This window comes from Ancylobacter pratisalsi, from assembly GCF_010669125.1.
GTDB lineage: Bacteria > Pseudomonadota > Alphaproteobacteria > Rhizobiales > Xanthobacteraceae > Ancylobacter > Ancylobacter pratisalsi.
Window position 1 is genome coordinate 3,085,866 of sequence record NZ_CP048630.1, and the last position, 18,753, is coordinate 3,104,618.

The following is an 18,753-nucleotide window of genomic DNA, read 5'->3' on the forward strand; positions in this document are numbered from 1 at the left end:
GCCTCAGAACACTAGCGTCGCGAAACCAGCACCCAGCCAGAAGCCGAAGGTGAAGAAAGCGAGAAGGAGCGTCATGCCGAGCGCTGCGGAGGCGCGGTCGGATTCTCTCTGGTCGATTTGGGGGAGTTCCTCACGGCCGTTCATCACGCGGTCTCCTCTTGGCTTTCCAGTTAGCTTTCCAGGAATTCAGTGAAGCGCGCGCGGGCGCTCGCCCCGGCGCGACGCCACGCCTTCATCAGCGCGTCGAGCTGGACATCAGCGTCCGAAGCGCCGGCGGCTCGTGCGCCGGAAAGGCGCGCGGCGGCCTGCGAGACGCTACGGGGCGCGTCGTCCTCTCCGCTAAGGATCATGTCGACGACGCGCGATTGGATCTCGGGAGCGAGTCTTGCGAGAGCGTCGAGGTGCGTTCCCCGGCTAGCCAGGGCGCTGCCGACTATTCGCACTCGTACGTTGGGATCGATCTTCTTGTAGCGCTCGACCGCCCGCACGATGGACCGTTCGGACATGCCGAACTGCTTGGCTGCGGACGCCGTGAAGCGCTCCGACCAAGTCGCCAAATTGTCAAACTTGGTGGAGCGCCGATCGCCCCCGTGCTTCGTCTCCGGGTGGAGCGCCTCGTACACCACTTTGCGCTCGGCGAAGTGCTCGGCCCATTCCAGCGGAGACAGCCCGCTGCGGACAAGATTCTCGTCGATCTCCGCAAGGCGGGCTTTCATGCCCTTGATGTCGAGGACGACCGCGGGGACCACTTCCCACCCAAGATCGCGCACGGCCTCGAAGCGGTGCAGCCCGCCGATCAGCCTGTATCGATCGCCCCTACCCGGCGACTGGACGAGGATGGGAGAAAGCAGCCCAAGCTCACCTATTGACAGCTTCAGCTCTTCGATGCGCTCCGACGAGCGCTGCTTCAGTCGGTCGTTCGGTACGGTGACGGCCGCGACCGGGATTTCGGTCATTCGACCTTGTGTGATGGTCATGTCTAGGCGGCCCTCGATTTTTGACGGAGACGGGCATCAGCCATCCGCCTACCGTTCGATGGCCGGCGCAGAGGGCGGCCGGCTGTGTCGTAGCGGGAGGGCCAGATGTGTTTGGGGGCGAGGTCGAGGAACGTCGCGATGATCATCTCGACCGCAGGCCAAGGGCGCTTGAGCGCCTTGGAAAAAGCCGACAGATCGTAGCCATGCGCGACTGACAGTGAGGCCAGGGTCTCGCCACGCATCCGAACAGCCGCCTTTACCTGCTCGGCGTGCCAGTCCTGTGCTATTTCAGATCCGATTTTCCGCACTGTCTCAGTTCCGATTCTGGACGCGCACTTCCTTCGCGTCCGGTCCGACTGACCGGTGCAGGAATGTCCAGTTCTTGAATGAGAATAGCAGATTCGGAATTTCTGGCTAGCGGAAATTCGCTTCGGAGTTCCGAAAGTGGAATTTACTAGTCAGTATTGGCCTAGAGGCTTGATCTATATGCCGAAATCAAAACTCCGAAACGACGAAAATTTGCCCGACGAGGATTTCGGAGTTGAAACGGCGAAGTCCGAACTCGTAAGGCGCCTGCGGCTTGCGGTAAGGCAGTCAGGCGGCGCCACTGCCGCCGCCGCTAAGAGCGGCGTGGCATTGGGCACCCTGAATAATTACCTGCGTGGAGTGAATGAGCCGAAGGCCTCGGTGCTGGCCAAGCTCGCGGGAGCGCTCGGCTATTCGGTCGACTGGATTCTTGAGCTGTCCGATGAGCCACGCGCGCGCCGGGATCAACACCCGGCGCAACCCCAGACAACGGTGGCGGCACATGACATTGTCATGTTGGAACATTTATCGTTTTCGGCGTCAGCGGGCACCGGGGCGCTGGTGTTGAACGATCTCGGACAAACATACCCCGTCCGCGCAGATCTTCTTCAGCGCCTAAACCTTCGCCAGGATCATGCCTGTATGATCGAGGCCGTGGGTCTCAGTATGTTTCCGACGATCAGGGACCGCGAAATACTTCTTGTCGACAAATCGTCAGCCGCGCGCGATCTGATACGTGACGGAGACATCTACCTCTTCACGGTCGATAACGAGGCTTACATCAAGCGGTTGCGCCGTGAGCCAGGCCAATGGATCATGGTGTCCGATAACCACGAGATGTTCCCGCCCCGTCCGATCCCGCAGGGCGAGCACTTCGCCGTCATCGGCCGCGTCTGCTGGGGCGCACACGAGCTTTAAACCGTGGAGAAAGTAATGCGCTGGGGAATTGCCGTTATTGCGTCTGTATGGATGACGATCCCGTCCATCGCTCAAGAGGCTGATGTTGAGTTTAACAAGTGGTCGTGTTTCCCGTTCACCCGTGAAGCGCTGTACGACTTCGAGGTCAACAAGAGCAGGGTGCGCGTCAATAATCTGAACATTGAAGATGGCGTCGCTTTTATCACCAAAGCACCGACGATCTCGTTTAGTGCGACTGTTGCCAACAGGACCGACGTCAACGTAGCCGTCACGGTGGAACTCGTCGGCATGTCTGGCGGGAAGCCGGTATTTGCGCTGTCCGGCGATGCCGGCTTCGGCTTCGTGGCGGCTGGAAAGAACGACGAGGTCAAGGGAACGATCGTTGCAACGCGCGACACCTTGAAGAAGGCCGGTACAATCTGTGTCCGCGTCGGCGGCTTTGGTCAGACTGAGTAGGGGGCGGAACAATGCGCAAGGCTGGTGGAATTGTCGCTTTGATCGCCGGCATCTTTGCCGTCATTGCAGCGTTCGTAACCTTGATGATCGGAGGCACTGCGGCAGCGTTCGAAGCGGATGGCAGCGAGACCGTTGTGCTTCTAGGCTGGGGAGGTGTGCTCTTCTCTTTCCTCGTGATCGTGCTAGCCGCAGTGACCATGGGTGCCGAGTCGCGTAAGCCGGCCGTGCTCCTGATCTTGTGCTCAGCTGCGGGCGCTCTCCTCGGTGGCACGCTGGTCGCCATATTCATGGCCCTGGCGATGCTGGGCGGGATCCTCGGCCTTTTCGGCCCGCCCCGTGCCGCTGAGACCCCCGTCTAAGAGCCGCGTGATCGGCAATTAAGAACCTCTCACGCCCCGCCACCGGCGGTTGGGTATCTCTGAAACATCAAGTGTCCCGACCGCCGATTTTTGCCACCTTCTGCAAAACCGGCAACGTCCGCCGCAACCGGCCCGCAGATGCCTCAAACGCCCGCCTCATAAGGGCTCGTCCCGCCTGTTCCCGGCAAATCCCACCTAATCCCGCCTCTGCAGGTTTAAGTGTCTTCACTCACTCGCCACCAATCGTCTTCACCTCCCGCGCCGCCCCGCCGCCTCTTGCGGCCTCTTGCGAGCGCTGGCGCCTGCGGCGCAAATTCGCGCGCCATGGCGGGCAAATCGGCGTATGAAGCCGCATCCCTTGTTCAGCCCGAAGCTCCGCCGATGACCCGCCCCGCCGCGCCCGCTCCCGTTGAAACCCCGGCTGCGCTTCCGCAGCTTTCCTCCTTCCGCCGCATCGTGGTGAAGGTCGGCTCGGCGCTGCTGGTGGATTCCGCGCGCGGGGCGCTGCGCCATGCCTGGCTGGCGGCGCTGGCGGAGGATGTGGCCAGCCTGCACCGCGAGGGCAAACAGGTGCTCGTGGTCTCCTCCGGGGCCATCGCGCTGGGGCGCAACATTCTCAAGCTGCCGCGCCGCCCCCTGAAGCTGGAGGAAAGCCAGGCCGCCGCCGCCGTGGGGCAGATCGCGCTGTCGCGGGCGTGGTCGGAGGCGCTGGCCCATGAGGGCGTGAATGCCGGGCAGATTCTCATCACGCTGGGCGACACCGAGGAGCGGCGGCGCTATCTCAACGCCCGCTCCACCATCGCCAAGCTGCTGGAGCTGAAGGTCGTTCCCGTCATCAACGAGAACGACACCGTCGCCACCTCCGAGATCCGCTATGGCGACAATGACCGCCTCGCCGCGCGTGTGGCGGGCATGACCAGCGCCGACCTGCTGGTGCTGCTGTCCGACATTGACGGGCTCTACACCGCCCCGCCCAATGACAACCCGGATGCCGCGTTCCTGCCCCTTGTGCCGCGCATCACCGCCGAGATCGAGGCGATGGCGGGCGGCACCGGCACCGAGCTGTCACGCGGCGGCATGAAGACCAAGATCGAGGCCGGCAAGATCGCCACCACGGCCGGCGCGCACATGGTCATCGCCTCCGGCAAGGTGAAGAACCCGCTGCGCGCGGTGGAGCAGGGCACGCGCTGCACCTGGTTCCTCGCCCCCGCGACGCCCGTCGCCTCGCGCAAGCGCTGGATCGCCGGCGCGCTGGAGCCGCGCGGCGTGCTGCATCTCGACGCCGGCGCCGTCGCGGCGCTGCGCCGGGGTTCCTCGCTGCTGCCGGCGGGGGTGAAGCGCGTGGAAGGGGTGTTCGAGCGCGGCGACGCCGTCATCCTGCGCGGCCCCGACGGCGCCGAAGTGGGGCGTGGGCTGGTGGCCTACGACCACGACCACGCCGAGCGCATCAAGGGCAAGTCCTCCGACGAGATCGTCGGGATCACGGGGTTTGAAGGGCGCTCCGCGATGGTGCACCGGGATGATCTGGTGCTGGGTGGTTAGTGGGGGTGAGGGGGGTCTAAGTTTCTGGATTCTTTACTTATTAGTGAGACGCGCTAATATAACAGCATAACAGGAGGGCAAGTGTGGACCTCGCCCTCCTGTTATTCCAACACCCTTTTGGACGGGGCTGGGAGGCGAGCCGCGTTAGCGGCCAACTGATGTTGTACGGGCTATGGACCACATAGCGCTTCCTCCTTTCTCTCCGGGGTAGCCTCGCGCGCTTGAGCTCTGCCAAGTGTCGTGCGCGTAAGGCGAGACATCTAAAACGGCTCCCTAGATCTGCTTGGGGGCCGTTTTTATTTGAATCTCCTCATCTTCACCTTTGTAGATGAGCGAAAATGCATTAGCTGCAAGCATAAGCCATTTAATACGATCTTTATGGGGCCACTCCTTGCCCTCCTCGGGAAGCGTGGCAAGAAGTCCCTCTATGAAGGGGTGCCTTTTTGAAACGGAATTATGCCCATTACGGTCCGGCTTAACACTATTTTCTTCGAGACGAGTTTTTTCTACTTCCCCTTCGATTCCGCGCCTTTCTGACATGCCGCTTGACGCTGCTGGCTTAGAGCGCCGGCCGGAGTCACTGTTTCTGCTAGCGGGCTTTAGCCGTTTAGATTTACGCTCGGAAATTACACCAGCAGCCTCAAAAAGCCCGAGAAACAGCGTGACCATTCTGTCCTGCTGTCCTACCGGATTATAACCGCGAAAAGCGTCGCGTATCTCGGTTTCGTCGGCTCTTGCCGGGTCGACGTATGTAAGAACGTCTGCGTACGCGGAATTGAGCCACTCAACCAAGCAGCTTCGGTACTCGCTTTCGGGGGCAAGGCGCAGTCTCTCAAAAGTCTGCGTTGGCCGCCCTTCGGCGTCGATAAGATCGAGGCACTGCAATGCGTACAGCGTCCGTGAATTCAGGCTGTCAGAGATCCCAGCACGAGAGAGTACTTCCGCGTTGATAGGGGTAGGCATTCCCTTATTTCGAAATCGCTCGACCAGAGACAGGACCGACACCGTTGGTGCGTAAGGTCCTGGGGCATTTTTGGTAACCGGCATGGCCACGTCCTCGACTGTTAAGTCAAAGTATCAGATTCGCACACTGAGTCAACAGAATCTGTAATCGTAAGCGTCTGTTTTTGTAATCGTTTAAAGTACTGTAATATAACAAGAAAAGTGACGTAATCTGATCCTTCGCAAGGGGGAGGTAACGGTCGCCTGCCGAAATTGCGCGCCATCAGCCGACGCCGCTGTCCTGGGTATCCGAATCGCTGAGGCGGCATCAAGGCTAGTTGAATGTGTCATTGCCCCTTCCCGCCCTATCTTCCGGCGGATGAAACGCCGTACACTCCTCGCCGCCCCGTTCCTGCTGCTCACATCCTCGCTCGGGCGTGCCCAGGCGCTGCCCGCGCCGACGCCCGCTCCCCCGCCCGCTGAAGCCTCGCCGGCCGCGCTCGCCCCCATCCTCGACCGTGCCGCCGCGCTCGAACCGTTGCGCACCGTCCTCGTTGCGCATGAGGGCGCCCGCGTCGCCGCGCGCGCCTATCACGGCGCTCGGCTCGATTCCCCCACCAACATCAAGTCGGCCTCCAAGAGCATCGTCTCGGCCCTCATTGGCATCGCCATCGACAAGGGCGTGCTGGAAGGGGTGGACCAGAAGATCGCGCCGCTGCTCGCGCGCGACCTGCCGGCCGATCCCGATCCGCGCCTCGGTGAGGTCACGCTGGGCAATCTGCTCTCCATGCAGGCGGGGCTGGAGCGGACCTCGGGGCCGAATTACGGACGCTGGGTGGCGAGCGGCAACTGGGTGCGCGCCGCGCTGGTGCGGCCCTTCGTCGACGCGCCGGGCGGGGCGATGCTCTATTCCACCGGGTCGACGCATCTGCTCTCCGCCATTCTCACCCGCGCCAGCGGGCGCTCGACCCTGGCCTTGGCGCGGGAGTGGCTGGGGCCGATCGAGGGGTTCTCCATCGCCTCCTGGGCGCGCGACCCGCAGGGCATCTATTTCGGCGGCAACCAGATGGCGATGACGCCCGCCTCGCTGCTCGCCTTCGCCGAGTGCTACCGCAATGAGGGGCGCAATGCCGCCGGCGCGGCGGTGGTGCCGCGGGAGTGGATCGCGCAGAGCTGGCGCGTGCGCACCTTCTCGCGCTTCACCGGGGATGGGTACGGCTATGGCTGGTTCACGCGCGAGATCGCGGGCGCGCGCGTGCACTATGGCTGGGGCTATGGCGGGCAGATGCTCTATGTGGCGCCCGCGCGCGGGGTCAGCATGGTCATGACCTCCGATCCCACGAGCCCCAGCGGCCACACTGGTCACCGTGACGCTACTCACGCTCTGGCCGGATCGATCCTCGAAACGCTGGGGTGAGGGGTGGGGACGCGGCGGCGCCCGTTCCGCATGCAGGCTCACGGATAGGCATGATCAAAAACGCGCCATCCGTCGCGCCACGCGGGCCTGCGCCGCGACCGCCGGGTGCGCGTTCGCGAGGCGCGGGGCGGGAGTGGTCGTGTGTATACAATCACTTCGTCGGTTCTGTGCAACGCAGCAATCGCTGGCACGCTTCCTGCTCAAGACCCCCCGGCACGATCGCCCAGACCAGAGCAGGGGAACTGAAGCCGTGACGAAGAAGCCTGACGCGACCAACCCGTCGATCGAAACGCTGCTCGCTGCGCGCAGCTTCACCCGCCGCGTCCTGTTCAAAGGCGCCCTCGCCGCCGGCACAATGGCCGCCGCCGGCCCCTATCTGGTGCGCAACGCGTTCTCATCGTCCGGTGAGCTGAACATCCTAAACTGGTCCGACGAACTTCCGGACCCGGTGCTGCCCGAATTCACCAAGAAGACCGGCATCAAGGTGAATTCCACCCCGTTCTCGCAGAACGAGGAGCAGATCAACAAACTGCAGGCGACCGAAGGCGAAGGTTTCGATCTGTGCGCGCCCACCCGCGACCGGGCGCCCCAGTTCAAGGAACTCGGCGTACTCGCGCCCTTCGACACCTCGAAGCTGAAGCTCGACAATGTTCTGCCGGCGATGCTTGAAGGTTCGACCAGCGTGTGGACCTGGGATGGCAAGCTTTACCATGTGCCCCATTGCTGGGGTTCGGAAGCGATCGCCTGGCGCACCGATCTTGCGACGCTGAAGTATGAGGACCTCAGCTACGGCACGCTCTGGGCGCCGGAGTTCAAGGGCAAGATGCAGGGCCGCCCGCACTCGCTGCTGCTCGGTATCGGCCTGTGGTGGGACAAGACCGGCAAGCTCCCGTCCAACCGCATGCTCGATGCGTTCAAGGACGAGGAGACGATGAAGAAGATCTACGATCCGATCCTTGAGTTTGCTGTCGCCAACAAGGGTCAGGTCAAGCAGTTCTGGGATTCGGCGGACAACACCAAGTCCGGTTTCATGGAAAATGGCTGCGTGATTGGCCAGACCTGGGACGGGCCGGCACTGTCGCTTAAAAAGGATGGCAAGCCGGTCACCTACATGGCTCCGCAGGAAGGCGCGATCGCTTGGATCGACGGCTGGGCGATGACCAAGGCCGCGCAGAATGTCGAGCAGGCCTACGAGTTCATCAACTTCCTGCATACGCCGGAAGTCGCCGCGATGGTGGCCAACGGCTCGGGTTACAACCCGGTAGTGAAGGGCGCGGGTGCCTTCCTCTCGGAAGTCGCCAAGAAGAACTTCGCCGAAGCTTATCCCGGTAACGCGCTCGACAATCTTTGGAACCGTCCGCCGGAGCCGTCATGGTACGCCGAGCTTCGCACCCAGTATGCCGAGAAGTTCAAGGCAGCCTGAGCCGCCTGCCGTCCGCTGTTGTCCTGGACGCGCCACCGGCGTTGTCCGGGACAACGGGATATCCGTCGTTACGGCGACAAAGGGGCCGGACTGGTGCGCAGCCAGTCGGGATCGGGGCGCAGCAGCGGCCCATTGGGCCGTCATCGCAAATTCCGCTGAGTTGGAGAACCAATGGCCGCAGCCGTCGAGCTAGAGGGCGTGAACGTCACCTTCGGGGATTTCGTCGCGGTACGTGAGGCGAATCTCACCATTGAGCCGGGCGAGTTCTTCTCCTTCCTGGGCCCTTCGGGCTGCGGCAAGACCACGTTGCTGCGGACCATATCCGGCTTCATCGAGCCGACGCGCGGTACCGTGCGCATCGGTGGGAAGGACATGAAGGGCATCGGTCCGAACAAGCGGCCGACGGCGCTCATCTTCCAGAACCTTGCCCTGTTCCCGATGATGACGGTGGCCGAAAATATCGGCTACGGCCTGCGCGTGCGCGGCGTGCCGCGACACGAGCGTGACGAAAAGGTGAAGAACCTGCTCATCCAGGTCGCGCTCTCCGAGCATGGCCACAAGCAGGTTTCCGAGCTTTCAGGTGGCCAGAAGCAGCGCGTCGCCATCGCCCGCGCCCTGGCGGTGGAGCCATCTGTCCTGTTGTTGGACGAACCGCTGTCAGCGCTCGACCTCAAGCTGCGCCAGCACATGCGTGCGGAGCTTCGCGCCATTCAAAAGCGGGTGGGCATCACCTTCATCTACATTACGCACGACCAGGGCGAAGCTCTGACGATGTCGGATCGCATAGCGGTGATGAATGCCGGCGTTATCGAGCAGGTCGGCGACGGGCGCTCGGTTTATGCCGAACCGCGCACGCCGTTCGTGGCCTCCTTCGTGGGCGAGAACAACTCTATTCGTGGCCGCGTCATTTCGGCCGAGGACGGCATGGCGACGTTGGAGACGCCGCTCGGCATTCTGAAGGGACGCAACCCGGTTGGATTGCCCGCCGGTCAGGAAGCACTTCTCTTCGTGCGGCCTGAGGCGATGAAGCTCAATGTCGGTGGCTTGGCCTCCGGCTTTGATGGCGAGACGCTGGACGTCGCTTATGAGGGCAGCGTTACCCATGTGACCCTGCGCGTGCGGACAGGTCAGAAAGTGACAGCGACGGTTGCAGGTGGGGCGGGCATGCCACAATCAGGGCAACGCCTGCACATCGGCTTCCAACCCGAGGACGGGCTGCTGCTCGCCAGACCGGAGCGCACCTTATGAGTGGGCCCGGCGGCATAGCTCTCGTCTTCGGGCTGCCGATCGCGGTGGCGTTCATCTTCTTCGCGCTCGCCGCCTATGAGCGCCGTATGGGCATCGCGACCGGCCCCGGCTTCTTCCAGCGCAATGGAATGGCGATTGGCCTCTATCTGGTCATTGCGGTCAGCTTCTGGGCGTTTTTCATCATTCTGCTGCCGCAGCTGGCGATGGTGGACATGTCCTTCCGTCCCAAGCTGCCGCCGTCTCAGATGGGCGGACCCAAAGACCTCTACACGCTGGAGAACTATCGCTACTTCCTGTTCGGCTCGACCACGTCGACCGAAGAATGGAACTGGCTGCATATCAAGGCCTTCTTCCTCACGATCGGGGCGAGCGTCGCCATCACGCTGCTCAATTTCGCGATCTGCTACCCCCTAGCCTTTCATATGGCGCAGTCGGCCACTGCCGCGCGGCTCAGGGTATTGCTGCTGCTGCTCATCATTCCCTATTGGGTGAACGAGATCCTTCGCGCCTTCGCCTTCCGTGTGCTGCTATCCTCGGGTGGCATCATCAATCAGATGCTGATGGGCGTGGGTGCCGTGAACGAGCCGATCGATTTTCTCGGCGCCGATGTCGGGCTCTATATGGGCCTGAGCTACGCCTATCTGCTGATGATGATCTTTCCGCTCTACAACGCCATTGAGAGCCTGGACCGGAACCAGATCGAGGCGGCGCGGGATCTGGGCGCGCCCTGGTGGCACATTCATGCCTTCGTGGTCATGCCGCACGCCAAGCCGGGCATCGCATCGGGCTGCACGCTGGTGTTCATGCTCACGGCCGGCGCGCTCGCCGCGCCGCTGGTGCTTGGCGGGCCGCGCACGCTGTGGTTCACCCCCATCGTTTACGACCGCTTCTATCAGGCCTTCAACTGGCCCCAGGGGGCGGCGTATGCCTTCATCCTGCTCGTCAGCTGCATCGTCTTCGTGCTGGTCGTTCTGAAGGTGTTCAGGCTGAGCCTCGGGGAGATCACGCGATGAAGACCGGGGCGTTTCAGCGCGTCATGTTCGCGATTTATATCGCGATATTCTTCCTGTACCTGCTCGGCCCGCTGGCGGTTATGGGTGTGTCGTCCTTCAACACATCGCAATACCCGCAGGTCTGGCCGTTCGAAGGGTTCACGCTGTCCTGGTTCTCGGATCTCTTCGCCGATCAGGACATGATGTACGGGTTGCAGATGAGCGTGTGGATCGGGCTGCTTGTGGTGGCGATCTCGGTGCCCGTGGGGCTGGCCGGCGCCATCGTGATGACGCAGATTCAGCCTCGCATTCGTTCGACCTATTATCTCGTCGTAGTGTCACCGGTGCTCACGCCAGGCATCATCATCGGCATCTCGACGGTGGTGTTCTGGCGGCAGTTTACCGGGGTGACCGGCACCCGCTTTCTGTATGACGGGGTGGTGCTGACCGTTCTCGGCCAGGCGAGCTTCATTTCCGCCTATTGCATGCTGATCATCCTCGCCCGGCTGCAGCGCTTTGACCGTGCGCAGGAGGAAGCGGCACTCGACCTTGGCGCGTCCTATCCGCAGGTGTTCCGCCACATATTGTTGCCCTTTCTGAAGCCGGCGTTGTTCTCAGCCGGCGTGCTGGCCTTCCTGTCTTCCTTCGAGAACTACAACACGACCACCTTCTCCATTCTGGCCGACAAGACCCTGACCACCGTGCTGGCGGGTCGGGTACGCCAGGGCTCGACGCCCGCCATCAGTGCGCTGGCGGTGATGATTGTGGCGGCGACGCTTGCGGGGGCGTTGGTCTATGAGGTTGTGAAGCGTCGGGCGGACGCGGCAGCTGCGCGCCGCCAGCGCGCCGCGATTGCGGCCGAGGAGACGGAATTGTCGGGCGATGCCGGTGCCGTATTGGCGTGAATAGACGGACCGCGGCAAGCCTGACCCGTCCCGCTCGCCGCGGTTAAGCGAGCGGTCCCTCCGGCCGTCGGCGCGATCGGTCTCGTAGGCGGAACAGGCTTGCGGAAGGCCCCCGAGCAGATGTTGCCGTGCCGTCAGTCTCACGAACCCATGGGCTGAATCTCGAAACCGCGAGCGGGGCCGGCGGTATCGCCACCCGGAGCGGGGACATCCGAGATATCTCCCACCACTGGCGTGATGTGCAGTGTCATTAAGAAATGTATATAAATCAGTATCTTAGAAATAAATGGCCTCCCGGAAGGAACTGGACGGAGTCTTATAAATCAGAGGCTTAGTACTTGGTGGGAAAGAGATCTTATGCACGCAGTTGCTGGGTTTCGCAGGCGCGTCTTTCCCACAAGGATCGCCGGAACCCGCGCTTGTGGCGGGCCTGTGGCCCGGGTGCGAGGCGATAGAGGCGCCGTTCGATAATGTGCGTTGTGTTTGCATCCTCCCCGCCGCGCAAGATTCTGCGACTCCGCAATGGGTGGAAAAGCGGACTCTAGGCTCCGACCTTTGTTTCAGACCGTCTGATAATTGCACGTGTTTCGGCCATGCACACAGCTGCCACTTTTACTAACCATGCCGTTCCGCCGTCTGCATATAGGGCTCGCGCAGGGCTAAGCCGAGCGTTCTTGGCGAGATGATATGCCTCAGACTCGTACTTCAGCCGTCCTGAGAGCCAGATGAGACGAACTCGAAAGGCTGATGCTGAGTCGAGCATTGAGGCAAGTTCGGGGAAGTCGACCGCTCGAATTTTGAGCTCATCTTCGATGGGGAAGAGTTCAGGCACACGGCCATCGAGATGAAAATCTTGAAACTGGGTCAAGTCCCAATCATGAGAGATTCGATTGCGGGCGGAACGAACCCGATCAAGAGATTCCATTAGATCGGCAGAGAGAACATCGAACGCGTAAGCTAGGCGAATACGTTTTGATAAGTCAGAAAGCGGGCCGTATCCACTGAGCATCGCCGCCGTTCCACCCGGAATGCCTTTAGGCAGCGTCTTCTTGAATGCATTCTTTAGGAGATCATCGCCATACGCGCAGGTGACCACCGGCAAAAACCGCAAATCTTCCACTCCCAAGAGCCGAACAAGCTTCTCAAGATCGCTTAGATCGATCTGGTCGCGCGCAACAGATTCACGGAACTTCAGTATTGCATGGCTCTCGAACGACCGCGTGTAGTTCCGGTATATTTGGAGGCCTGCCTTCTCGCCTTGACCCAGTTCAAGAGCTTGAATGTCGGGATCGAGCCAATCGTCTTCCGTTTCCGGCATAGTGCCCCCCCGCGTAACTTGAGTGATGATCGACCAATCAGAGACGGCCCGCAACGAGTCGAAGGCCGACCTCGGCGGGTGAGGTTCCATTAAACCATTTATCGGCCGCACAGGCGGGGCTTCCCAAAAACAGCGAAATTCTGGTTGGAAAGAAAATAAGATAATGAAATCAATGACTTATTTTGGGTGGCCTCCCGGAAGGGAATCGAACCCCTGACCCCAGGTTTAGGAAACCTGTGCTCTATCCTGCTGAGCTACCGGGAGAGACCGAGCGTAAATGACTCCAATCGGGGGTGCGGATCAAGAGGGCAGGCCAATCGGGGCGAAGGAAAGTCCTCGCTCAGTTCCCTTGTTCCGCATCGACTTGGTGGGGCCGGGTGGCGTGATCCTGCCCCCTCAATTCATGTGAGTGTTCTTTAGAGCTCAATGACGACGGGACGACAGAAGCGGAGAGGCGCCGCCCTCGGCACGGCCCTTCTCGCCAATGACGCGGCATGTCCTTCTCAGGCCGCGCCCATTGCGTGATCCGGTCCTGATCTACTGCGTCATCGGAGTGGCGACGAAGGCGGGAGAGACGACGGCGAGACGAAGCAGTCAGCGGGTGGGCGGCGCGGCGCATCGGCGCTATGCTCGGACATTGCTGAAGGCGGAACGGCCAGGAGCACCGAGATGGTGTCAGGCTCAGGTGGAGGAGAAATGCCCCCGGCGCGCAAGGATGGCTTCGTTGAAGCGCCGGTCCACGATCACCCGGTAAGGGGTGCCTGCCGGGGCAGGTTCGGTGTGGGTGGCTCAACGGTGCGCGCCCGGCTTGCCCGGTTTCCAGGAGTGTTGCTCGGCGTCGTCCTCTTCGGTCTCGGGGCGACGGTTTCGGAATCGGCGCGTGCCGATGCCGAAACCTGCCCTTCGAGCTTCAGCGATCCTGTCCTCGTGAAAGAGATCAATGGTCTTGGCGACATTGTGCTGGCCGATGGGCGTACCCTGCGACTGGCAGCTGTGACCGTGGCCTCCCGCGAGGCTCGCGACGTCGCGATCTTCAACGCCATGCTGAAACGTGAGGTTGCGGGGCGCGCGATCGTCTTCGCATCAGTGACTGACGAGCCGGCCCGGTATGGCCGGCTTGCCGGGCTCGTTCGCCTGGCGGAAGATGAAGGCTCGATGAAGCCCAGCCTTCAGGAGCGTGCGTTGAGCGAGGGAGTTGCGGTGGGCGTGCCGGAGACAGGCTATCTGGGCTGCATGGAGAGGCTTCTTCTCGCAGAGCGTCCCGCGCGCGTGGGCAGGCGCGGCCTGTGGCGCCGTCTTCCGCTTGATGCGCGCGACGCGGACGCCGTGCGTGCTCAGATCGGGCGTTTCACAATCGTGGCAGGGCGGATTACCGGGGTTGGAAACGGACGCGCTGTGGATTACCTCAATTTTGGCCGGGTTTGGCGTCAAGACACGACCTTGCGGCTGACGGGCGAGGCGCGTGCAAAGCTGGAGCAGACGGACGTAACCACCGGAACCCTTGCGGGACAGATGGTTACGGCGCGTGGTGTCGTGTTCGAGGCCGGCGGCCCGGCGATCGACATTCGCTGGGTTGAACAGCTGCAGCATTGAGCCGAGGATGGTGGGCAAGCAGACGGAGAACGGGTGAAGACGTCGCAGCAGCGCGGAGAGGCAAGGCGAGCGGTGCAGTCAGGCTGGCAGGCCGGGCGCCGCTGGATGACGCTTGTCCTGGTCTGTGGAGCTGCTCTTGTCGCCGCTTCGTGCGCGAGCCTCGATGAATCGCGCACCGCCGATGCCAAGGTGCCCCAGCCTCCGCCGAAGCTCGAAGAGACGCTCACCCCTACGCAGCGCAAGGAACATGAGCGGCTGGTGGCGTCCTATGGCGGGGCCTATGACGACCCCAAGCTGCAGGCGATGATCCAGAACACCGTGACCCGGCTCGTCGCCGCCTCCGAGCGGCCGGACCTGAACTACCGGGTGACAATCCTCAATTCGCCCGCGATCAACGCCTTCGCGCTACCTAACGGATCGCTCTACGTGACCCGTGGCCTGCTGGCGCTGGCCTCCGACGATTCCGAACTCGCCTCCGTGCTGTCCCATGAGATGGCCCATGTCATCGCGAACCACGCGGCCACCCGCGAGGACCAGATGAAGCAGGCGGTGCTGGTGAGCCGGGTGATCTCCGATGTCGTCAACGATGCGGATCTCGGAGCGCTGGCTCTGGCGCGCAGCCGAATTTCCCTCGCCAGCTTCTCGCGCGGACAGGAACTCGAGGCGGACGCCATCGGCGTCGGCATCAGCGCGCGGGCGGGCTTTGATCCCTATGGCGCCGAGCGTTTCCTGACGACGATGGGCCGGCAGTCCTCGCTGCGTTCCAGCTCCTCCTCGATGGGCCAGAGCGCGAGTTCTCCCGATCAGACCGACTTCCTCGCCAGCCATCCGGCGACGCCGGAGCGGATTTCCATCGTGACGGCAAACGCGCGCGAATATGCATCGCCCAGCAAGCCGGGGGAGCGGGATCGCAAACAGTATATGGAGGCGATCGATGGCCTCGTGTATGGCGACGATCCCAAGGAAGGGTTTATCCGGGGGCAGCGCTTCTTCCATCCCAAGCTCGGCTTCACCTTCACGGCTCCGGGCGGCTTCACCCTGGAGAACACCTCGCAGGCCGTGCTTGGTGCCAGCACATCCGGGCGCGAGGCGTTGCGCCTCGATGCGGTGCGCGTCACCGGCGACCAGTCACTGGCGCAGTATCTTTCGTCCGGCTGGATCGAAGGGGTGGAGATATCCTCCGTCGAGACCCTGGTCCTGAACGGCTTCCCGGCCGCGACGGCGGTGGCGCGGGGTGATCAATGGTCGTTCCGCATGTTCGCCATTCGCTTCGGAAGCGATGTCTACCGGCTAATCTTCGCCGCGCGGGAGCTGACGCCCGAACTCGATCGTTCCTTCCGCGCAGCGGCGGAGACGTTCCGCCGGGTGTCGATTGAGGAAGCCGACAATGTGAAGCCGCTGCGCATCCGCGTGGTGACCGCGGGCATCACCGACACGCCGGAGAAGCTTGCCGCGCGCATGGACGTGCAGGACAGGGCGCTGGAGCGCTTCCTGATCATCAATGGCCTCGAGCGCGGCGCGAAGCTGTCCTACGGCGAGCAGTACAAGATCATCGCCGAATAGCCATCGCTAGGCCGCCCCGAAGGCGCCCCGCGGAACGTCCGGACCCTGCGTCAGGGCTATGCGCAACTTCTCAATGGCCCGGCTCTCGATCTGGCGCACCCGTTCCTTGGAAATGCCGAGCCGTGCGCCGAGAACCTCGAGCGTCTCGCCTTCCTCGGCTAGGCGGCGCGCGGCGATGATGCGCATCTCCCGCTCGTTCAGCGCTCGCAGGGCATCTTCGAGCCAACGCCGGCGGCGTTCGCCGTCGATATGCGACGAGGCCTGTTCGTCAGGCAGCGGGCCGGGCGCTATGAGCTGATCAATGCGCTCCGCGCCTTCGTCCTCGTTCGCCGACATTGGCGCGTTCAGCGAGAGGTCGGGAACATTGAGCCGGGCGTCCATGCGGGCGACCTCGACAGGGCTCACCCCCAGACTTTGCCCGATCGAGCGATGCATCTCTTCGCGCGGGATCGCACTGGCTCCGCCATTGGCACTGTCGAGCTTGGCGCGGATGCGGCGCAGGTTGAAGAAAAGCGCCTTCTGCCCGGAGGAGGTGCCGCCGCGAACGATGGACCAGTTGCGCAGCACGTAATCCTGGATCGAGGCTCGGATCCACCATGTCGAGTAGGTGGAGAAGCGCACGTCCCGCGCCGTCTGGAAGCGGGCCGCCGCTTCCATCAGGCCGATATGGCCTTCCTGCACAAGGTCCGACATCGGCAGCCCGTAATTTCGGAACCGCTTGGCAATGGAAATCGCGAGGCGCATGTGAGAATGGATGAGGCTGTGCAATGCCTTCTGGTCGCCCTGCTCGGACCAGCGCCGGGCGAGATCGTATTCTTGCTCCCTTTCAAGCAGTGGGGCCTTTCCAGCCGCACGCAGGAGGGGATCGTGTATGCTGCCCATCTGGTTCATGCGCCCTCTCCGGAAGAGATAGCGGGCCGGCGCGCGCTCTGCGGCGCGCCCCGGGCCAATTTGACCATCAACGTGGTGGGCGTGAAATGGTTCCGCTGCTGGCCTTCCGGACGCACAAAAAAGCCCGGCACGAAGCCGGGCTCTTTCGTTCAGGAGGAGGCGGCCGCGCTCAGGCGGCTTCTTCCGATTCTTCCTCGGTCGTCTCTGCTTCGGCTTCAGCTTCGGCCTCCGCCTCGGCTTTGCCGACACGACGCGGACCCTTCAGCAGGTTGGCCTCGATCAGCTTGATCGCCTCGGTTTCCGTCAGGTTGTCGACGGCGGCGAGCTCGCGGGCCATACGGTCGAGCGCAGCCTCATAGAGCTGACGTTCGCTGTAGGACTGCTCGGGCTGAGCCTCGGAACGGTACAGATCGCGCACCACTTCGGAGATGGCGACCAGATCACCGGAGTTGATCTTGGCCTCATATTCCTGTGCGCGGCGGCTCCACATGGTCCGCTTGACACGGGCGCGACCCTTAAGGGTTTCCAGTGCCTTCTTGAGGATGGTCGGCTCGGAGAGCTTGCGCATGCCTACCGATGCGATCTTCGGCACCGGAACACGCAGCGTCATCTTGTCCTTCTCGAACTGAATGACAAACAGCTCCAGCTTGAAGCCCGCGACTTCCTGTTCCTCGATCGCCGTGATACGCCCGACGCCATGGGACGGATAGACGATGTGTTCACCCGTCTTGAAACCCTGGCGGATGTTGTTGGCCGGCTTCTTCGTCGAGGTCATGCTTCGTCTGCTCCTGGGTCTCGGTTCGCAGCGCGCGCCATTATGGCGCGCAACCACCCCGCAAGGGCTGCTCGCGGGTAAAGAAACGCCGCGGCTCGGACAGGATGTCGAGCCGTACTTCAGCTGTCGACGGAAAATTCAGGGAAGCCCCTCGAGCGACTTGAACCGCACGTAGGACGAAGACCCGACATGAATTCCGGGAAGGGCGCTCCGGATCGGGAGCGTTGCACCATGGCAAACCCATTCGACTGCACACGCAGTCTTATAGCACAAACATAGCAGGAATCAAAATACTGCCGCAATGCAGCGCGCACGCCGAAGCGTCCGCCTGAGTCACTCGCGGCGGTCGGCGGGCATGGAAGGCCGAGGGGAGAGCCGCCTCGGATCAGTCCTGCTTACCCGGTTCGGCAGAAAGATACTGTAGCTTGTCGGGCACACCGTCCCAATCCTTCGCGTCGGGCAAAGGATCGTGTCGATCGGTGATGTTGGGCCAGGTCTTGGAATAGTCGGAGTTGATCTTGAGCCACTTCTCAAGTCCCGGTTCAGTGTCGGGCTTGATCGCTTCCGCCGGGCATTCGGGCTCGCACACGCCGCAGTCGATGCACTCGTCGGGATGAATGACGAGGAAATTCTCGCCCTCGTAGAAGCAGTCCACGGGGCATACCGAGACGCAGTCGGTGTATTTGCACTTGATGCAATTATCCGTAACTACGTAGGTCATTCATCCGGTCTCCGTGCGGGGCGTGTGATTTAGCCCACGGCCATCCCCTAGCGCACCGATCTGGGAGGCGCAAGGCGATTGGCTACGTCAGTTCGCATGGCTGCCCGGCGGATTGCTGGCGCCGATCTCCACATAGGTGGTCGCGGCGGTTTTCGCATCCCCGCGTCGTTGGGTGAAGCCCGTCACGCGCAGCACGCGCACGCGTGCGTCCAGCGCGACCGTTACCACGTCCTCCAGCCGAATCGAATGTCCGGGTGACGTGATGCGGGTGCCGTTCAGCCGCACGTGCCCGGCGCGCACCAGAGCCGTCGCACTTGTGCGACTGCGCACGCAACGCGCGTGCCACAGCCACTGATCGAGGCGCTGGCGCTCGGTTGGCGGCGTTGGGAAGGTGGCCAAGGTCGAAT

General features: G+C 62.5%; 20 protein-coding genes and 1 tRNA gene. 11 read left to right on the forward strand and 10 right to left on the reverse strand.

Features of this window, described 5'->3' with window-relative positions:
* Nucleotides 1-3: 3 nt before the first annotated feature.
* Genes G3A50_RS14500 through G3A50_RS23015 form a run of 3 tightly spaced genes read right to left on the reverse strand, consistent with a single transcriptional unit; the run spans nucleotide 4 to nucleotide 1,285 of the window.
* Nucleotides 4-144 carry a hypothetical protein gene (locus G3A50_RS14500; RefSeq protein WP_163075929.1) on the reverse strand — a complete coding sequence of 47 codons (141 nt, stop codon included), beginning with the start codon at nucleotides 142-144 and terminating at the stop codon, nucleotides 4-6.
* A gap of 26 nt (nucleotides 145-170) precedes the next feature.
* Nucleotides 171-956, reverse strand: a complete 786-nt coding sequence (locus tag G3A50_RS14505) for a ParB/RepB/Spo0J family partition protein (protein WP_163075930.1) — start codon at nucleotides 954-956, stop codon at nucleotides 171-173.
* Nucleotides 957-979: 23 nt separating this feature from the next.
* Nucleotides 980-1,285, reverse strand: coding sequence for a helix-turn-helix domain-containing protein (locus tag G3A50_RS23015; RefSeq protein ID WP_210255144.1), 306 nt, complete (start codon nucleotides 1,283-1,285; stop codon nucleotides 980-982).
* A 178-nt stretch (nucleotides 1,286-1,463) separates the two neighbouring features.
* On the opposite strand from G3A50_RS23015, the gene G3A50_RS14515 reads away from it, so the two are divergent.
* From G3A50_RS14515 to proB, 4 genes are all read left to right on the forward strand, one after another.
* A complete protein-coding gene (locus G3A50_RS14515) occupies nucleotides 1,464-2,201 on the forward strand; it encodes a helix-turn-helix domain-containing protein (protein ID WP_246252472.1) in 738 nt (245 codons plus the stop codon).
* 15 nt (nucleotides 2,202-2,216) lie between these two features.
* A complete protein-coding gene (locus G3A50_RS14520) occupies nucleotides 2,217-2,657 on the forward strand; it encodes a hypothetical protein (RefSeq protein ID WP_163075932.1) in 441 nt (146 codons plus the stop codon).
* An 11-nt stretch (nucleotides 2,658-2,668) separates the two neighbouring features.
* On the forward strand, nucleotides 2,669-3,016 hold the full coding sequence (locus G3A50_RS14525) for a hypothetical protein (protein ID WP_163075933.1): 348 nt from the start codon (nucleotides 2,669-2,671) through the stop codon (nucleotides 3,014-3,016).
* Nucleotides 3,017-3,397: 381 nt separating this feature from the next.
* A complete protein-coding gene (gene proB, locus G3A50_RS14530; RefSeq protein WP_163075934.1) occupies nucleotides 3,398-4,558 on the forward strand; it encodes a glutamate 5-kinase in 1,161 nt (386 codons plus the stop codon).
* Nucleotides 4,559-4,831: 273 nt separating this feature from the next.
* On the opposite strand, the gene G3A50_RS14535 is transcribed toward proB, so the two are convergent.
* The gene (locus G3A50_RS14535; RefSeq protein ID WP_163075935.1) at nucleotides 4,832-5,605 is read right to left on the reverse strand and encodes a DUF5343 domain-containing protein; all 774 of its coding nucleotides are present in this window, start codon (nucleotides 5,603-5,605) and stop codon (nucleotides 4,832-4,834) included.
* 274 nt (nucleotides 5,606-5,879) lie between these two features.
* Between G3A50_RS14535 and G3A50_RS14540 the strand changes: the two genes are divergently transcribed.
* The 5 genes from G3A50_RS14540 (at nucleotide 5,880) to G3A50_RS14560 (ending at nucleotide 11,485) form a co-directional block, all read left to right on the forward strand.
* Nucleotides 5,880-6,917 (forward strand): serine hydrolase domain-containing protein, encoded by a 1,038-nt coding sequence (locus G3A50_RS14540; RefSeq protein WP_163075936.1) that lies wholly within the window; start codon nucleotides 5,880-5,882, stop codon nucleotides 6,915-6,917.
* 250 nt (nucleotides 6,918-7,167) lie between these two features.
* On the forward strand, nucleotides 7,168-8,340 hold the full coding sequence (locus G3A50_RS14545; RefSeq protein ID WP_246251725.1) for an extracellular solute-binding protein: 1,173 nt from the start codon (nucleotides 7,168-7,170) through the stop codon (nucleotides 8,338-8,340).
* 171 nt (nucleotides 8,341-8,511) lie between these two features.
* Nucleotides 8,512-9,588, forward strand: a complete 1,077-nt coding sequence (locus G3A50_RS14550) for an ABC transporter ATP-binding protein (protein WP_163075937.1) — start codon at nucleotides 8,512-8,514, stop codon at nucleotides 9,586-9,588.
* Complete coding sequence (locus G3A50_RS14555; RefSeq protein WP_163075938.1) at nucleotides 9,585-10,601, forward strand: ABC transporter permease; 1,017 nt, start codon at nucleotides 9,585-9,587, stop codon at nucleotides 10,599-10,601. Before G3A50_RS14550 ends, G3A50_RS14555 begins: the two co-directional genes overlap by 4 nt.
* Nucleotides 10,598-11,485 carry an ABC transporter permease gene (locus G3A50_RS14560; RefSeq protein ID WP_163075939.1) on the forward strand — a complete coding sequence of 296 codons (888 nt, stop codon included), beginning with the start codon at nucleotides 10,598-10,600 and terminating at the stop codon, nucleotides 11,483-11,485. Before G3A50_RS14555 ends, G3A50_RS14560 begins: the two co-directional genes overlap by 4 nt.
* A 541-nt stretch (nucleotides 11,486-12,026) precedes the next feature.
* Here G3A50_RS14560 and G3A50_RS14565 read toward each other — a convergent pair.
* Both G3A50_RS14565 and G3A50_RS14570 read right to left on the reverse strand, forming a co-directional pair.
* Entirely contained in the window at nucleotides 12,027-12,803 is a 777-nt protein-coding gene (locus tag G3A50_RS14565; RefSeq protein WP_163075940.1) for a hypothetical protein, read from the reverse strand.
* Between the two features lie 187 nt (nucleotides 12,804-12,990).
* Nucleotides 12,991-13,067 (reverse strand) — tRNA-Arg (locus tag G3A50_RS14570).
* A gap of 432 nt (nucleotides 13,068-13,499) precedes the next feature.
* Here G3A50_RS14570 and G3A50_RS14575 point away from each other — a divergent pair.
* The gene (locus G3A50_RS14575) at nucleotides 13,500-14,396 is read left to right on the forward strand and encodes a nuclease (protein ID WP_210255145.1); all 897 of its coding nucleotides are present in this window, start codon (nucleotides 13,500-13,502) and stop codon (nucleotides 14,394-14,396) included.
* A gap of 105 nt (nucleotides 14,397-14,501) precedes the next feature.
* Nucleotides 14,502-15,959 carry a M48 family metalloprotease gene (locus tag G3A50_RS14580; RefSeq protein WP_163077675.1) on the forward strand — a complete coding sequence of 486 codons (1,458 nt, stop codon included), beginning with the start codon at nucleotides 14,502-14,504 and terminating at the stop codon, nucleotides 15,957-15,959.
* Nucleotides 15,960-15,965: 6 nt separating this feature from the next.
* On the opposite strand, the gene G3A50_RS14585 is transcribed toward G3A50_RS14580, so the two are convergent.
* The 4 genes from G3A50_RS14585 to G3A50_RS14600 all read right to left on the reverse strand — a co-directional run bounded on the left by G3A50_RS14585 (nucleotide 15,966) and on the right by G3A50_RS14600 (nucleotide 18,745).
* Entirely contained in the window at nucleotides 15,966-16,850 is an 885-nt protein-coding gene (locus G3A50_RS14585; protein WP_163075942.1) for an RNA polymerase factor sigma-32, read from the reverse strand.
* Between the two features lie 169 nt (nucleotides 16,851-17,019).
* Complete coding sequence (locus tag G3A50_RS14590; protein ID WP_163075943.1) at nucleotides 17,020-17,625, reverse strand: CarD family transcriptional regulator; 606 nt, start codon at nucleotides 17,623-17,625, stop codon at nucleotides 17,020-17,022.
* 385 nt (nucleotides 17,626-18,010) lie between these two features.
* Nucleotides 18,011-18,346, reverse strand: coding sequence for a ferredoxin FdxA (gene fdxA / locus G3A50_RS14595; protein WP_163075944.1), 336 nt, complete (start codon nucleotides 18,344-18,346; stop codon nucleotides 18,011-18,013).
* 87 nt (nucleotides 18,347-18,433) lie between these two features.
* On the reverse strand, nucleotides 18,434-18,745 hold the full coding sequence (locus G3A50_RS14600) for an RNA-binding S4 domain-containing protein (RefSeq protein WP_163075945.1): 312 nt from the start codon (nucleotides 18,743-18,745) through the stop codon (nucleotides 18,434-18,436).
* Nucleotides 18,746-18,753: the final 8 nt, after the last annotated feature.

Coding starts and splice junctions, on each gene's coding strand:
- proB (WP_163075934.1), top strand. CDS start 3,398: ATGACCCGCCCCGCCGCGCCCGCTCCCGTTGAAACCCCGGCTGCGCTT.
- G3A50_RS14565 (WP_163075940.1), bottom strand. CDS start 12,803: ATGCCGGAAACGGAAGACGATTGGCTCGATCCCGACATTCAAGCTCTT.
- G3A50_RS14540 (WP_163075936.1), top strand. CDS start 5,880: ATGAAACGCCGTACACTCCTCGCCGCCCCGTTCCTGCTGCTCACATCC.
- G3A50_RS14560 (WP_163075939.1), top strand. CDS start 10,598: ATGAAGACCGGGGCGTTTCAGCGCGTCATGTTCGCGATTTATATCGCG.
- G3A50_RS14520 (WP_163075932.1), top strand. CDS start 2,217: ATGCGCTGGGGAATTGCCGTTATTGCGTCTGTATGGATGACGATCCCG.
- G3A50_RS14590 (WP_163075943.1), bottom strand. CDS start 17,625: ATGACCTCGACGAAGAAGCCGGCCAACAACATCCGCCAGGGTTTCAAG.
- G3A50_RS14555 (WP_163075938.1), top strand. CDS start 9,585: ATGAGTGGGCCCGGCGGCATAGCTCTCGTCTTCGGGCTGCCGATCGCG.
- G3A50_RS14535 (WP_163075935.1), bottom strand. CDS start 5,605: ATGCCGGTTACCAAAAATGCCCCAGGACCTTACGCACCAACGGTGTCG.
- G3A50_RS14580 (WP_163077675.1), top strand. CDS start 14,502: ATGACGCTTGTCCTGGTCTGTGGAGCTGCTCTTGTCGCCGCTTCGTGC.
- fdxA (WP_163075944.1), bottom strand. CDS start 18,346: ATGACCTACGTAGTTACGGATAATTGCATCAAGTGCAAATACACCGAC.
- G3A50_RS14585 (WP_163075942.1), bottom strand. CDS start 16,850: ATGAACCAGATGGGCAGCATACACGATCCCCTCCTGCGTGCGGCTGGA.
- G3A50_RS14525 (WP_163075933.1), top strand. CDS start 2,669: ATGCGCAAGGCTGGTGGAATTGTCGCTTTGATCGCCGGCATCTTTGCC.
- G3A50_RS14550 (WP_163075937.1), top strand. CDS start 8,512: ATGGCCGCAGCCGTCGAGCTAGAGGGCGTGAACGTCACCTTCGGGGAT.
- G3A50_RS14575 (WP_210255145.1), top strand. CDS start 13,500: ATGCCCCCGGCGCGCAAGGATGGCTTCGTTGAAGCGCCGGTCCACGAT.
- G3A50_RS14500 (WP_163075929.1), bottom strand. CDS start 144: ATGAACGGCCGTGAGGAACTCCCCCAAATCGACCAGAGAGAATCCGAC.
- G3A50_RS14505 (WP_163075930.1), bottom strand. CDS start 956: ATGACCGAAATCCCGGTCGCGGCCGTCACCGTACCGAACGACCGACTG.
- G3A50_RS14515 (WP_246252472.1), top strand. CDS start 1,464: ATGCCGAAATCAAAACTCCGAAACGACGAAAATTTGCCCGACGAGGAT.